Annotated in this window: 12 protein-coding genes; 2 read left to right on the forward strand and 10 right to left on the reverse strand. The window is 41.4% G+C overall.

Annotated elements, in window-relative coordinates:
- Positions 1-30: 30 nt before the first annotated feature.
- From G587_RS22410 to G587_RS0110985, 9 genes are all read right to left on the reverse strand, one after another.
- Positions 31-1251 (reverse strand): sugar ABC transporter permease, encoded by a 1221-nt coding sequence (locus tag G587_RS22410; protein WP_035786423.1) that lies wholly within the window; start codon positions 1249-1251, stop codon positions 31-33.
- A 27-nt stretch (positions 1252-1278) separates the two neighbouring features.
- A complete protein-coding gene (locus tag G587_RS0110950; protein ID WP_026492269.1) occupies positions 1279-2814 on the reverse strand; it encodes a sugar ABC transporter ATP-binding protein in 1536 nt (511 codons plus the stop codon).
- A gap of 55 nt (positions 2815-2869) precedes the next feature.
- Entirely contained in the window at positions 2870-4090 is a 1221-nt protein-coding gene (locus G587_RS0110955; RefSeq protein WP_026492270.1) for an ROK family transcriptional regulator, read from the reverse strand.
- Positions 4091-4408: 318 nt separating this feature from the next.
- Positions 4409-5374, reverse strand: coding sequence for a carbohydrate kinase family protein (locus G587_RS0110960; RefSeq protein ID WP_026492271.1), 966 nt, complete (start codon positions 5372-5374; stop codon positions 4409-4411).
- Positions 5375-5377: 3 nt separating this feature from the next.
- On the reverse strand, positions 5378-6859 hold the full coding sequence (locus G587_RS0110965) for a glycoside hydrolase family 32 protein (RefSeq protein WP_196812565.1): 1482 nt from the start codon (positions 6857-6859) through the stop codon (positions 5378-5380).
- An 8-nt stretch (positions 6860-6867) separates the two neighbouring features.
- A complete protein-coding gene (locus G587_RS0110970) occupies positions 6868-8199 on the reverse strand; it encodes a family 43 glycosylhydrolase (RefSeq protein WP_196812566.1) in 1332 nt (443 codons plus the stop codon).
- Positions 8200-8312: 113 nt separating this feature from the next.
- A complete protein-coding gene (locus G587_RS0110975; protein WP_026492274.1) occupies positions 8313-9968 on the reverse strand; it encodes an ABC transporter substrate-binding protein in 1656 nt (551 codons plus the stop codon).
- A 55-nt stretch (positions 9969-10023) separates the two neighbouring features.
- A complete protein-coding gene (locus tag G587_RS0110980; protein ID WP_026492275.1) occupies positions 10024-10935 on the reverse strand; it encodes a carbohydrate ABC transporter permease in 912 nt (303 codons plus the stop codon).
- Positions 10936-10948: 13 nt separating this feature from the next.
- Positions 10949-11869 (reverse strand): ABC transporter permease, encoded by a 921-nt coding sequence (locus tag G587_RS0110985; RefSeq protein WP_026492276.1) that lies wholly within the window; start codon positions 11867-11869, stop codon positions 10949-10951.
- Positions 11870-12135: 266 nt separating this feature from the next.
- Between G587_RS0110985 and G587_RS0110990 the strand changes: the two genes are divergently transcribed.
- Positions 12136-13188: a LacI family DNA-binding transcriptional regulator gene (locus tag G587_RS0110990; protein WP_026492277.1), complete on the forward strand. Its 1053-nt coding sequence runs from the start codon at positions 12136-12138 to the stop codon at positions 13186-13188.
- Between the two features lie 174 nt (positions 13189-13362).
- Here the strand turns inward: G587_RS0110990 and G587_RS0110995 are convergent, their stop codons facing one another.
- On the reverse strand, positions 13363-13794 hold the full coding sequence (locus G587_RS0110995) for a DUF3592 domain-containing protein (protein ID WP_026492278.1): 432 nt from the start codon (positions 13792-13794) through the stop codon (positions 13363-13365).
- Positions 13795-14193: 399 nt separating this feature from the next.
- On the opposite strand from G587_RS0110995, the gene G587_RS0111000 reads away from it, so the two are divergent.
- A complete protein-coding gene (locus G587_RS0111000) occupies positions 14194-15999 on the forward strand; it encodes an ABC transporter ATP-binding protein (protein ID WP_026492279.1) in 1806 nt (601 codons plus the stop codon).
- The last annotated feature ends 355 nt before the right edge of the window (positions 16000-16354 follow it).

The raw sequence follows: 16354 nt of genomic DNA on the forward strand, positions 1-16354 counted from the left end.
TTCCTGTTTATCCTCAAAAAAGGAAATCTATCAGTTCTTTGCTGCTTCCTTTGAAGGGAATAGTCTTCCTATAATAGAAGCTTTTCCTACCTTCTTGTTGTAAACATCAAATGCTACGGCAATAAGAAGAACGAGACCTTTGATAACCTGTGTCTTATCAGCACCTACACCCATGAGCATAAGTCCGTTGTTAAGAACTGCCATAACCATACCACCGACCATGGTTGCAATGATGGTTCCAACACCACCTGAAACAGCTGCACCGCCGATGAATACTGATGCAATAGCGTCCATCTCCCACTGGTTACCATCAGCAGGCCCTGCTGCTGTAGATCTTCCTACGAAAAGAATTCCGGCAACTGCCGCAAGCATGGACATATTCATCATTGTAAGGAAATATGTGCGGCTTACATTTACACCTGAAAGAGCTGCTGCACTCTTATTTCCACCTACTGCATAGATGTGGCGACCAAATCTGGTTTTCTGTGTAATAATGTGATAAACGATAACAAGAATAAGGAGAATCAGTCCCGGTATCGGGAAGGAAGTTCCCTCTCTTCCTGTTCCATAGAGCCAGGTAAAGTAAGCTATTATCAGAGAAATCAGAACTGTTCTTGCTACTACAACCCATAAAGGCTGCTTTGCACCGGCGATCTGTCCGGAATTTTTGTACTTTCTGACTTCAATGATTATAAGAGCGATAATACCGATTATTCCCAAAACAAGCGTTGAATTATTCATTCCCGTAGATTTGGGTCCCCACTCAGGCATGTAGCCTGCTCCGAAAAATCTGAGTTCTTCAGGTGCAGGAACTGAGATGGACTGAGATATCCAGATAACTGCACCTCTGAACATCATCATACTTCCAAGTGTTGTGATGAATCCCGGAATACCGAGCTTTGCAAGGAAAAATCCGTTCCAGGCACCAACAAGTGCTCCGATTGCAAGTGCAATGAGCACTGCCAGATACCAAGGAAGATTTAATTCGCTTGCTGCCTTAGCCATTACCATTCCTGAGAAACCGGCAACACTACCAACTGACAGATCAATCTGACCTATTACGATAACCATCAGCATGCCAAGCGCCAGAATAAGGACGTAAGCATTACCTGATAAAAGATTCTGGAAATTGGAAGAAGTGAGCATTCTTCCATCAGATATAACATTGAATACAACAATCAGCACGGCCAGTGCCAGAACCATGGTGTACTGACGAAGGTCTTCCCCTAAAACCTGCTTAATATATTTCATGACTTTAAACCTCTTCCCTATTTGTTGTTAAGCGGATGTAACTGTCATTCGCTTCATTAGTGCTTCCTGATCAGCTTCCTCAGCTCTCAGTTCCCCTGTGATGGCTCCTTCAAAAATTGTATATATCCTGTCGGCTACCCCTAATAGCTCAGGAAGCTCTGAAGAAACCATTATGACTGCCTTCCCCTGATCGGCAAGTTCATGTATCAGCTTGTAAATCTCATATTTTGCACCTACGTCAATACCTCTTGTAGGCTCATCAAGTATCAGCACATCCGGCTCTGTAAACATCCATTTTGATAGAACTACCTTCTGCTGATTACCACCTGATAAAGTGCTTACTCCAACTCCGACGTCCTTGCATTTGATTCGAAGCGCCTTTCTGTACTCCTCAGATGCCTTAAGCTCTTTTGTCGAATCCAGAAGTCCGTTTGTCAGAATCTTGTCCATGTTGGCTGAAACTATGGTTTTTCTGATGCTGTCCAAAAGGTTAAGTCCCAGATTCTTACGATCCTCAGGCACATAAGCTATTCCATGCTTTATGGCCGCCTGAACAGTTTTCAGCTTTACCTTCTTTCCCTTTATTTTGATTGTTCCTGATTTATAGATTCCGTAGTTTTGCCCGAAAATTGAACGCATGAGCTCTGTTCTTCCTGCTCCCATGAGTCCCGCAAATCCTACGACTTCACCTGCGCGTACATAAAATGAAGAGTTTTTGCAGGCCATCCTGCCCTTGACTGCAGGATCCTCAATATTCCAGTTTGATACTTCGAAAATGACCTCTCCCGGATTGGACTTATGCTCCGGATATCTGTTTTCAATCGAACGACCTACCATCGACCTGATGATCTTGTTCTCATCCACCTGTCCGGCTACTACTTCATAGCTTTCAACAGTCTGTCCGTCACGGATAACCGTAACCGCATCAGATATTGCCGCAATCTCATTAAGTTTGTGAGATATCATGATACAGGTGATGCCCTTCTCCTTAAGACCTCTCATGAGTTCAAGAAGATTGGCCGAATCATCCTCATTAAGAGCTGATGTAGGCTCATCAAGTATGAGAAGCTTAACATTTTTGGAAAGTGCCTTCGCTATCTCAACAAGCTGCTGCTGTCCTACACCCAGGTTCTTAATAAGCGTATCAGGACTGATATTCAGCCCTACCTTGTCAAGAAGCTCCACTGTCCTTCTTCGCTGCTCTGTCCAGTCGATAAGTCCGCCATTTGTCAGCTCATTTCCCATGAAAATATTCTCTGTGATTGACAATTCCGGAATCATCGTAAGTTCCTGATGAATAATTGCAATTCCTGTCTGCTCGGATTCCTTGATATTACGGAATTTCATCTCCCGCCCGTCAAAGATTATCTGACCACTATACGTCCCATAAGGATATACACCGGACAATACCTTCATCAGCGTGGATTTACCGGCACCATTTTCACCACATATCGAGTGAATCGAGTCTCTTTTGACTTCGAGTGTTACATCTGAAAGTGCCTTAACCCCGGGAAACACCTTTGTAATTCCTCGCATTTCAAGAATTAAAGGATTTTCTTTCATTGCCGCCTTTAACCTCCCCTTATATCGCTAAAATATCAGAAATACATATCCTGAATTATTTTGCCGTAAGATATTCACTGGGTTTTCCCAGTACTCTGTCAGTAGCTATCGCTGCTGCTCCATAAAGTGTAGGGTCAACACTTAATTCGGACATCATAATGTCGACCTGTGAAAACAGCTCAGGAATGGTTCTCTCCTCAACTATTCTTTTTATCTGCGGTAATAAAATATCACCCGCTTTCGAAATGACATCGCCTATTACTATGATGTCGGGATTATATGCATTTATTAAGGTAACGCAGCCATAGGCTATGTACTGCGCCATTTCCTTCATGATATCGAGTATGGCACCATCGCCTTTTCTTGCAGCCTCGAATATCACATCGTAATCATCAATTCTCTTGTGCTTTTTATCAGTAAAAATTGATGGCAAAGCTTCCTTTGCTCTTGCAAGCATTACCCGTGTAGAGCAGTAAAGCTCAAGGCATCCGTAATTGCCACATTCACATCTGGGTCCGCGATAGTCTATACTAATATGTCCAACCTCACTTGCTGCACCCTGTTTTCCAAATAAAAGCTTCTCATTCTCAACTATTCCGGAACCTACACCCTCTCCCATTAGGAAGTATGCAAGTGTATTCATGGGCTTTTTATGATTACCAAACCACCACTCTGCCATGGCTCCGGCGTTTGCATCCTGTTCTATGAAAAATGGCTTATCGAATTCATTCTCAAATTCCTTAAGGAAATTTACATCGTGCCACGACATCATTTGTGACACAACAGCTATGTGCCCTTCATTTTTAAGATAAGGCCCCGGAACCGCCATTCCTATTGCCACAACGTTCTCGTTTTTATCAAGATACTCACGGATCAGTTTCTTTATATCCTTAAGGACTATTTTCGGATCATCCGTAATATCGAACTCGACTTCGGTCTGTTCGTAGAACTTACCTGATATATCAAACATACCAACTGTGTACATATATCTTGAAAACTTGACCCCAATCACACAGTTCTTCTCAGAATTAAGCTTAAGTCCGATCGCACGCCTGTTTCCGCTCCCCTTGATAATACCTGTCTCTAGCACAATTCCACTCTCAATAAGAGATGCAACTATCTTGGTTATGGATGCCTGGGTGAGCCCCGTCATCTTCGCAAGCTCTGCCCTGGAACATATTTCATTTTGTAATTCCTTTTGATGAATAATCTTCAATAACTGCGCTCTGTGTGCTTCATTCATATCGCTGTTATTGACTATCGGATTGTTATCCAATTAACTAACGCCCCCATTAATTTATTTCCGTTGTTAATATATTAACTTTGTTAATATATTATGCACATTTATTGCTTAGGTCAACCAAAAATTGCCATTTATTGTATGTTTTGTATACTTGCACTAATTGAATATTAAAATTTTGTGAACTTATTACACAAAGAATTTTGGTTTTCATTCGTTATGTTAACTAAATTACCGTGCGGATATTAATTCCAGACAGAACAGATATTAAGAATTTAAACTAAAAAAAGGAGCTGGAAAAAATGATTTCTCATTTTTTCACAGCCCCTTTTCGCATATTCTTTGTTCTTATCATTACTTGTTTGTTAGAAAAGCTGTTATTTCTTCTTGGGTTGGCATTACAGAAAGTGCACCTTTTCTGGTGGTTATAATAGATGCCGCAGCGTTTGCAAACGACAGGCATTCAAATAATCCGTCTTTTGTCAGATTATCAAGTCCGTTTCTGTGGATGTAATCTATGGCACAGGCACAGAAGGTATCGCCTGCTCCTGTAGTCTCTATAGTAACAGGATTTCTGTACCCGTCTTTTTTGATCACCATATCTTTGTAAAGAGCTATACTTCCTTCAGGTCCAAGTGTGGCAAACACGATTGGAATACCAAAGTCTCTCTTCATTTTCCTTGCTCCTGCCTCTATATCCTTAAGGCCTGTAAAAAGCTCAATCTCATTATCTGAAATTTTCAGGATATCACAGTTTTCAAAGCCATATTTCATAGCATCTATTGCATCGTCTACGTTCTTCCATAAAGGTTCTCTGTAATTTGGATCAAAAGATATGACTGCTCCGCTCTCTTTAGCTATTGTAACAGCTCTGACAGTTGCCTCTTTTGCAGGTTCGTCTGTCATTGACAGTGTTCCAAGATGAAATACATCTGCATTCCTGATAAGATCAGCATTCTTCTCAACATCCTCTGCTGTCAGCATCATGTCTGCTCCGGGCTTTCTGTAAAAAGAAAAATCTCTGTCTCCATTTGGAAGCTTGTTTACAAATGCAAGGGTAGTATTTACCTCCTCGTCAAAGACAAGTCCGGTAGAGTCTATACCCTGCTTTTCAATTCTCTCTTTTAACATTCTCCCAAAAAAGTCGTTTCCAACCTTGCCGATAAAAGCTGTGCTGTTGCCTAAATTCTGAAGCATTGACAGCACATTACAGGGTGCTCCGCCTGGATTAGCCTCAAATAAAGGATTTCCCTGGTTGCTGTCTCCGCTTCCTGTAAAATCAATAAGCAACTCCCCCAGCGCAACTACATCTTTTTTCATAAGTTATTTCCTCTCAAGCTCATACATAGTAACATCCATAAGAAGTTCTCCAACTGCCTTAAAACTGATACCTTCAGCTCTGACATCTGTAAGGATCACCATGGACATAACCTGCTCTCCATCATTTATGAAAAGCTCCATGCTGTATCTGTCAAGAACGAGCCTTAAAGTGATCTCGCCTTTATTGTTGGCTACTCTGCAACGTCTCTGATGAACGATGGCTCTGCGGCTTCCTGAGTGCTTTCTGTCTATCTTGACAATATTGTCAACAGGATCATATTCGATAGTAGAATATGCCTTACCATTATCAGCAAAACGAATTTCAAATCTCTTATAGGAGAGGTCATCGCTTGTAGATCTGACTCTTACTGTCATATCTATGCATCTGCCCTCTATACTTGACAGAGATGCACTATCTGATATAAGCACATTCTGTCTGCTTATTCTCTTTCCGTAGTAGTTCTCTATCTCTCTTATAGGCTTCTGAACAAGCTTGTTGTTATGAAGGCTTATCTCTCTGGGGAAGCTCATCTGGCCAAACCATGGGAAGTCATCGCGCCTGATTCCGCATGTATCCCAGTTCTGCATCCAGCCTATCATCACTCTTCTGCCGTCTGCTGTAAGAACTGTCTGAGGAGCATAAAAATCGATACCGTAATCTATGGCCTGGCAGTTTTCCTCATTGAAGTTACCTTCAGAATCAAGGCTTCCGATTACACAAAGTGTACCATTTCCGTTGTGGAACTCAAGCTCCTCCGGAAGCATATCCTGAGGACTTGTGAGAAGAAGCTGCTTACCATCAAGAGGGAAATAGTCAGGACACTCCCACATTACGCCGAATCTGTGGTTATTTTTAATAACCAGCTTATCATAGGTCCAGTGGATGCCGTCTTCACTTACATATTGAAGGATCTGGCCGTCCTTATCCACAGTTTTATTACCTACAACCATGTAATACTTGCCGTTTTCCTTCCAGACCTTGGGATCTCTGAAATCATATTTGCCTGCGCCTTCAGGAAGTGTATCCGCGTCAATTACAGGATTACCTGCATATTTTTCATAGTCAACACCATCACCTATAGCAACGCACTGTGTCTGATACTCGTGGGTTTCTCCGTTTTCATCCTCTTCTTTTCTTACGCCGGTATAGACAAGGAGCTGCTTGCCGTCTTCCATCTCAATGGCACTTCCTGAAAAGCATCCAAACCCATCATATTTTCCATCGGGCGCCATTGCACAGGGAAGGTATTTCCAGCTGATAAGATCAGTACTTTCTGCATGTCCCCAGTGCATAGGTCCCCATACTGTCTCATAGGGATAATACTGGTAAAACATATGATATTTTCCCTTATAGATGCTAAAGCCGTTAGGGTCATTCATCCAACCGCATCTGGGCGTTAAATGAAAGAGAGGACGCTGCTCCTCAGGTATCTTGGCTTCCTTTTTTACTTCATATTCTCTTGCTTTATTTAACTTATCACTCATAATATTCCTCATTTACCATAAATCTTTATATCACTTGCGTCTGCATTTTCCATATTCAGCTTCCAGGTAGCTCCAACTGCTGAATAAATGCGGTTTGACAGTGCCTTTTGCCCGTCTACATAGATAACCACTATGTCTTTTTCAACTACAACATCAACCTGATATTGTCTGCCTTCCTCCAGCTTCATAGTCTGATAGTTGGGAAAAGCATTGTATGAAATGTTGTCCTCTTTATTATTTACAGAGATCTTGTACTCTTCTCCCTTTTCAGTATTGGAAAATACGAGATCGCATATTCCATCTGCCTGCATCGTAAGCTTATAGCTTAAATGACAGGTATCGGGTACATCTCCCAAATCAAGTGAACTATCTGCAGCTGCCTCAGATAGTATCTCCTTATTAAAATACTCATTATATTTCTCAGGCATGCACACCCCCAGTGTGCCATCCTGCAATTGTCTAAGCTCATATACCAGTACGCTTCCTGCCCATGTGTACATGAGGCCATCGCTTTCCCTCTTTTTGCGATCAAGAAAGCCGATCAAATATCTTTTGCCTTCGTACTCACATGTTTTTGCAGCATAGAAGCCATTGCCGTCAAATGTGTCAATCTCCGGTTTCTCCCAGGGTCCGAAAAAATCAGACGCTGTTCTGTAGTAAACTACATTGTTCCAGCTAAAGACGAGATAGTACTTATCTCCAAGCTTGAACACATCCGGACATTCCATAAAATAAAGTTCTTTGCTTGTATAAAAATCACCCTTAAAAGTCCAATTCTCTAAATCCTGCGATTCATAATATATGATCGCACTTTCATCTTCTGCTTCTTTTCTGGCGCCAACCAGCATGATATAGCCGTCATCCATCTTAATAACCTGAGGATCACGGAAATCATTGGTACTGTAGCCATTAGGAGCATGAATTATTTCATCATAATTCTTCTCATATTTTTTGTTGTCTTTACTTGTTGCGTGCATTAAGCACTCTTTATCAAGTCCGTAGGTGTCATAATAGTCATTATGACCTGTGTAAAAACAGTGATATTTCCCACTGTCATCCCTGATAAAGGAGCCCGTTCCTATAGCAAGATCCTGAACTTCAGAATCCTCTGCGAATTTCAGAACCTCTCCCTTATCTTCATATGTAGTAAAATCCTTGGTAAAAAACTGATGAAGCGGGTGATAACCTACGCCATTGTGATCAGTTTCATATAAATAATTCAGATATACGCCTTTATCAGTTGAAAGAGCCATTACATCCCCAACGTAGCTGTCCTCTGCTCTTGGGAAAAGGCATTGCTCGCCCTTTTTATCAGCGCATCCGGTTAATAAACATAACATAATACCAAATAAAGCTATTGTTCTTTTTTTCATCTCTTATAAAAGAGGGAGGAGATAACTCCTCCCTCACCTTTCGCTTATCAAGCTAATCCCATAAGATGTAACAATGTGTATTACTTGTAGAACTCATCAAGGTACTTCTGATAGATTGCAAGGTAATCCTCAAGACCATAAGCATTAACCTGCTTGATATACTCATCCCAATCTGCATCTGTAAGGCCGTTCATAACGAAGTTACTTCTGCTGGAGTTGATGAAGCTGATAAGATCAGTCTGGATTGTTGTAAGCTTCTCTGTGTCATCAGCTGTCATGAATACGTTAGGATATACATACTCGCCGTGCATATCATCTGTGTAGTATTCCTTGATCCAGTCAAGACGATACTGAGCATCATCAGGGCATGTTACATATACACCATAGTACTCATCAAGGATTGCAAGAGGTCCGCCAACTGCCTCAGCCTCACGAACTTCTACAGGTGAAGCATCGCCAAGAGGCGCGTGCTTGAGCATCTTCTCACCCTTATCGTTTTCGCCAAGCTCGAAGATATCGAACTCATCATCTTCACCATAGGTTCCCCAGTTGTTCTGAGGTGACTGGAAGGGATCATACATACGATCAAGCCATGCACATACAAATGCAGGGTTGTCGCACTTAGCTGTAACTACGCATCTGCCGCGGTCAAAACCTGATGTGAATGAACCGTTCATAGGTGTTACGTTCTTGGTATCAGCCTGAAGAGCTGCAAGAGGCTCATAGTCCTCAAGGTTGTCGATGTTAGCAACGTCCCATGTGAAGCATACGCCATATCTGTGAGATTTTCCCTTAGCAACGTATGTTGACCAATCCTGTGTGAAGCACTCGGGATCGATAAGTCCCTCATCATAGAGCTTATGAAGCCACTGCATACCTGACTTGAAGCCGTCCTGAGTAGCTGTGCAGATAACCTTCTTGTCATCTGTTACAGCGATGTGCTGTCCTATATCGTTATCACCATAACCTTCACCAAAACCGTTGATAAGAAGGCTGGGATCCTGATCGTTCATGATGCATGACATAGGGATGATATCACCCTCGATGCCAAACTCTGCCTGAAGCTCTGAAGCGTGATCCTTGAATGCTTTAAGTACTTCTTCGAACTCGTCTACTGTTGTAGGCTTCTCAAGTCCAAGGAAATCAAGCCACTTCTTGTTGATGTAAGTAAAGTTGTTACCTACAGTCTGGATAGCTGTCTTGTTGGAACCAAGCTGCTCGATCCAGGGAAGAGCCCAGATATGGCCCTCTGAATCCTCACACATTGTGCGATATTCAGGATACTTATCGAATACAGCCTTAAGATTAGGCATGTTTTTGTCAATATATTCTTCAACAGGAAGAATAACGCCCTGGTCTGCATATCTGATAAGATCAGAGTTACTGAATCCTGCATTGAATATGAAATCTGTAAGCATGTCCTTGTTAGCCATTGTCAGCTGAATCTTGTCTCCCCACTGATCGTTTGAAATAGCTGTCCAATCTACATGTACATTGGTCTCCTCTTCAAGTCTCTTGAAGATTGTTCTGTTGTTAGGCTCAGCCTCTGTTCCTGAAGGATAGCTGATTGTACCTGTGATAGTAACCTTCTCTTCAAGAGGGAAAGTGATGTTCTCAGCATCTACCTTAGCTGCACCACTGCCAGTTGAAGTCCCCTTGCCACAACCTGTGAGCGCACTTGCTGACATAGCAATGACAAGCGCTGTAGACAGTAACTTTGTTGTTTTCTTTTTCATTGTCCTCTCCTTTTCATTAGAAACTATTCAAACCTGTATAACAGGTGAGTTAACGTTAGCCTTTAACGGAACCAACCATAATTCCCGAATCAAAATACTTCTGGAAGAACGGATACATAACTATCAAAGGCAAGCTTGAAATGATGATAGTTGCATATTTCAAAAGCTCTGCAAGCTGTGCTCTTTGTGCAGTACTCTGCATATCTGCGATCATACCCGGATCAGGCTCATTCTGAATAAGGATTGCTCTAAGAACGAGCTGCAAAGGCTGCTTACTTGCTGAATTCAGATAGATCATTGCATCGAAATAGCTGTTCCACATTCCTACGAACTGCCAGAGGATAAGCACTGCGATAAGTGGTGTACATACAGGAAGCAGTATTCTAAAGAAGAATGTAAGCTCATTAGCACCATCCACATCAGCTGCCTCTCTAAGCTCGCCGGGAACGCCCTTATAATAGGTTCTTGCTATGATCATGTTCCAAACACTAAATGATCCCGGAAGAATTACAGCCCACATGCTGTCTAAAAGTCCCATATTACTTATAAGTAAGTATGTAGGGATAAGTCCGCCTCCGAAGAACATTGTTATGATGAAAATCGTGTTGAAGATTGATTTTCCCTTAAAATCATCTCTTGACATAGGATAAGCACACAAAAGAGTTATAAATACTGAAATTACTGCAAACAGTACGGAATAAAGAATCGCATTGAAAAATCCCGTCCATATCTGTGAGTTGGTCATAACTCTCTCATAAGCTGTCAGTGTCCACTTACTGAAATCAAAAACAATACCTTTATTCTGAAGTGTTATCGGATCCATAAATGAAGCAACGATGATATAAACCACAGGTCCGATTATAGCCAGCACGAAAGCTGCAAGAATGATATATCCCACAAGAAGGAATATTTTATCTCCAAGAGAAGCTCTTGCGAACTCGCTCTTTTTATTTAGTGTCTTAATCATTTTCTTTTTCCCCTTATAATCCCTGTCCATCGTTAAGCTTCTCAACTATCTTGTTAACCGCAATGAGAAGTATTACGTTTACAATTGTATTAAAAAGTCCTACTGCTGTTGAATAACTGTAGTCACCATTCAAAAGACCCTTCTTGTATACATAAGTAGCTATGATCTCGGATGATGCAAGGTTCATGTCAGACTGAAGTGCATAAGCTTTTTCAAAACCGATACTCATGATGTTACCTGCCTGAAGAATGAACTGGATAACTACCATATCCTTGATGGCCGGCCACTCAACTGCCTTGATCTGTTGCCAGATGTTAGCTCCATCAATCTGTGCTGCTTCCTTAAGCTCCTTACTTGCATTGGAAAGAGCTGCTGTGTACATAATTGATGCCCAACCGGCTCCCTGCCAGATTCCGCTGACGATGTAGATCGGTCTGAACGCTTCCGGAATTGTAAGGAAGTTGATGTTCGTTCCAAGCATCATGTTAAGCGGTCCTGTAACTGAAAGAAGGATTCTGACCATACCGCAAAGTACGATGACTGAAATGAAGTTCGGCATGTACAGTACAAGCTGTATCTTCTGCTTGATCTTGCTGCTCGCTACTCTGTTAAGAAGGAGTGCTAAGATAATCGGCATCGGGAAACCCCAGAGAAGACCAAATACACTAAGCTTCAATGTATTTATGAGATACTGCATAAAGTCCGGTGACGATAAAAACTGTTGGAAATATTTAAGACCTACCCATTCGCTTCCAAGTATTCCTTTAAACGGGTTGTACTTTTGGAATGCGATCAGAATTCCTCCCATAGGAAGATACCTGAAGACGATTGTAAGAAGTAGTGCCGGTCCTAAGAAGAACACGTAAAGCTGCCAATGCTGCTTTATATATACAATCGTGTTATGAAAATTGTTCCCTTTTACATTTGTGTTCATAAACACCCCTCCGCGATGTTTTACATTTGTAACATTGTTCTTGCGTATGTAAAATATATCACGCACCAATAGAGGTGTCAATAGTTTAGTTTTACATTTGCACAATATATATTTACGTTTGACACTTTTGATGTTACATTTTATAATGTTGATTGTGACACATGTAAAACAAAATCTTTTTCGCAATAGCCTGTGTCACATATATCGAGGGAACAACAACATCATTAATTATTTCATTATTTATATAGAAGAAAACGGAGAATATCATGTCAGGAAAAGTTACACTGCAGGATATAGCAGATGCTCTTGGAGTATCCAGAAATACTGTATCCAAAGCTATAAATAATACAGGCGTATTGGCAGAGGCCACAAGACAGAAAGTCTTAGAAAAGGCCATTGAAATGGGATATAAGCAGTTTTCCTACGCCAATTCCATATCTGATATCAAAAATCCGACAATTACAAAATCCAAGGCCGCAGGAGAGATAGCACTCTTTGCAGGAAGATTCCTTAATAATTCGCACTTTGCATCAACCATGCTTGATAAGTTCCAGCACGAGATATCACTATTAGGTTACAGCCTTACGATGCACAGAGTTGATTCCAATAATATAGAAGCTTTATCTCTTCCGCTCTCCTTCAGACCGGAAAGCACCAAGGCTATCATATGTATTGAGATGTTTGATCACGCTTACTGTGAGATGCTCTGCACACTCAAGATTCCCGTGCTTATGATAGATGCCCCTGTAGCCAGCTATTGGAAGCCATTAAATGCTGATATTCTGCTTATGGACAACTTCAGCAGCATCTATACCGTAATCAATGACATGAGCAAAAAAGGCATCACCAAATTTGGTTTTGTAGGACAGGTTACACACTGTCGCTCTTTCTATGAGCGCTTCATGGCTTTTAGAGAGGCAATATATATTAATAACCTCTCCTTTAATGATGCCTACTGCCTCTCTGAGGTGCATCCTCATGATTCCAACTACAGAGAATATCTCTACAGCGCACTTAAAGAGATGAAGGAAATGCCGGAGATGTTCATCTGTGCTAATGACTTTGTTGCGGTTGATCTCATAGATGGTCTTAAAAAGATGGGAATTGAATGCCCAAGGGATATTAAGCTGTTTGGTTTTGATGACTCTCCCGAGTCAAAGATCATGACTCCTTCTCTTTCAACGAGTCATATCCACAGTCAGATAATCGGTTATTCCGCTGCCAATCTGATAATGTCCAGAATAGAGCAGCCTGATCTCAATTACAGGATAACCTATACAGAGACTGATCTTATTTACAGAGAATCAACACAGATGTAATAAAATGGAACGTGTAAAAGAGGTTTCCGATGCTGTTGATGAAATCATCACTACAGCTGCAAGATTTTAATATTTCAAATATATAAGGCGGTGTGAGTTTTAATCACACCGCCTTATATATTTCTTCTATCTTCTTCCTTCTTTTTTATATAAAACTATAGAATTCTTTCGTATTCACTTAAGGAAAAATCCCAAGATACACATAATCACCGCAGCCCCCATAATACCCAAACCTGCCTTTCTATTGGTATCAGGATCTGCTGTGTACTGGTCAACGTGAGCGTCCTGCGGATCGTCAGGATTATATGATATAGCCAGCTGATCGCCGACAGCCGGCTGTAAGGCTGCAGGAATATTCTTTAGGGTATATTCCATGCCGCTTACTTTATAAGTGCATGTTACCTTATAGGTATGGGTGACATGATATCCCACACCATGCTTTCTCTTTGTCTTATGCTCCTTAACTATTACATCGGATATCGTTCCATCTGTTTTTGCTGTTCTTCTCTCGAACTGAGCTCTTGATCTGGGTGCCTTAATCAAAAAATGATATAAGCCCACAAAAAGAAATACTATTCCAAGTACAATCAATGCAACTCCTACCATAGCTACCCCCTTTTCGCGAAATAAGTGTGCATTTACATTAATTATTTTAACACGAAAAAGGACATTAGTAAAAAACTGACTGTTGACTATAAACCGCTAACGTGTAATTATAATTAAAGAAATTTTGTTTTGAGAGGTATATTAAATGCTCGTTATGCGTATTAGATGAATTTGATCCACCCTATAAATAAAGCCCTTACCGGGTTTATTTGTGTTGCGCAATTTAGAAGCGATTTCTTCTAAATTTTTGGATCATATCATTCTATGGCATATCGTGCTTTTTCTTTTTATATCCGAAAATCACTATATGATTATGAATTAATATCCGTCTGCGCAGCGCAGGCGGATTTTTTTATACATCATCCGTCCTAAAACTATTTTTCGGAGGACAAATATCTAATGAACAGAAACAGATATACCATTCTAGATAATATTTACTTTTATTGCAGGGAATGCATTTCCTTTGACAGGATAGGATTTCTATTTGCAGTTCTTCTTATTCCATCAAAAATACTGCAATCCCTCATCACAATTTTCATCCCCAAGCTGGTAATTGATTCAATCGAAAGCCACAGCACTGAATATGCCTTCCTTTTAAGGATCCTTATTATAACTGCTGCAATGGCAGTAACTTCAATTGCTGCGCTCCTTACCAAGAACACCATGGAGCACAGCATGAATTCCTTCGTACTTGTAAGGTTAAACCGCCTATGGGCTGAAAAGGCATCCACCATGGACTATGAGGTCTTCACCTCAGAAGAGGGAAAACAGTCCTCAAGTAAAGCAAGACTTATGCTTGAAGGAACCACAAGATGGGGAATCGGAACCTACATCCCGCGGCTTTTAGACCTTGCCATCAGCTTTATTGGCTTTGCCATTTACGCTTGTTTACTGGTGTCAGTTCACCCTATTGTGCTCATTGCACTCCTCGTGACTTATTCCATAAACCTGTCCTTAACTCTGCGTGCCGAGAAGAAAAAGCAGCTCCTAAAGGATGATCTTGCAAAAGCAGACCGTAAAATGAACTATTTTGCCTACAACACAAGAGGCCTTAGCATCGCAAAGGACATTCGTCTCTATTCCATGAAGGAATGGATTACTGAAATGACAACTCTGGCAAGACTCGATACGAAGCACATCGATGAAAAGATGCAGGACTATCAGCTTAGCGTCCTTATTATCAACAGCATCCTTGTTTTCCTAAGAGACGGCATCGTTTACCTGATACTTATAAGCCTTACTCTGCAAGGCCGTATCACCATCGGTAATTTCGCATTATATGCTGCTGCCGTAAACGGACTTGGAGAATGGCTGTCCCAGATAACATCAGGCATCGGAGCCTTCAGAGAAGCAGACAACAACGTGACTGATTTTAGGAAATTCCTTGCCCTTACTGATCAGGATAATTCTTCAGGAAAAGATATTAAACTGACCTCTGCTCCCTCCATTGAGCTTAGGAACGTGTCCTTTTCATACAATGATAAGACACCGGTTCTTACTGGCATCTCCCTTAAGGTAAAGCCCGGGGAAAAGATTGCCATAGTAGGCGCAAACGGAGCAGGAAAGACTACGCTCATAAAGCTTATATGCGGACTTCTTCGCCCTAAGGCAGGAGAAATCCTAATAAACGGAGTGGGTACAGATACCATATCCGCAAAATCCTTCGCTGATAACGTATCAGCTGTTTTCCAGGATTCTGCTCTCCTTCCTGTGAGCATAGAGCGTAACATAACCATGAACGATGAAGAGGCCGACGATAGCAAACTAAACCGAATAATATCCCTTGTCGGCCTTGATAGAAAAATCTCCTCTCTTGATATGGGAATCGAGACTCCCCTTATCAAGCACATTTCCGAAAATGGAACAGAACTTTCAGGCGGTGAGATGCAAAAGCTACTTCTTGCAAGAGCTATATACAAGGACTCACCTATCCTGATCCTGGATGAGCCAACAGCAGCCATGGATCCAATAGCAGAGCAAAATGTTTACCTTAAATACAATGAGCTGTCCAGGGATAAGACCTCATTTTTCATATCTCACAGGCTCTCATCCACAAGGTTCTGTGACCGCATCATACTGATTGACGGCGGCACCATAATAGAAATCGGAACCCATGACGAGCTCATGGCAAAGCGCGGAATGTACCATGACATGTACATGCTTCAGAGTAAATACTATCAGGAAGGAGATTCAAAAGCCGTATGAATAAAAATGGAAGAACATTATCAGAAGACATAAAGCTAATAAGGCGCGGAATGACAGAGTTCGGAACCTTTCTTCCCGGTCAGTTGAAGCTCCTTTTTATCCACTCACTTATAACCATGACAATTCCATATATTGGAATTTACATGACATCAGCCATTATCAGCGAGCTTAGCGGCAGCAAACGCGTCACCATGCTTATGACACGTACAGGAACCTCCCTGGTTCTTATTCTTGTTCTCACAATAATTGCCGCCCTGTTAAACAAGAAGATATCCGTGGGCTATAATCAGCTATTTCCTGCCCACGAGATAAGGCTAAATGAAAAGGCAAACGCCATGAAATACTCTCTTCTTGA

This window comes from Butyrivibrio sp. XPD2002 (genome assembly GCF_000423945.1).
Taxonomy (GTDB): Bacteria; Bacillota; Clostridia; order Lachnospirales; family Lachnospiraceae; genus Butyrivibrio.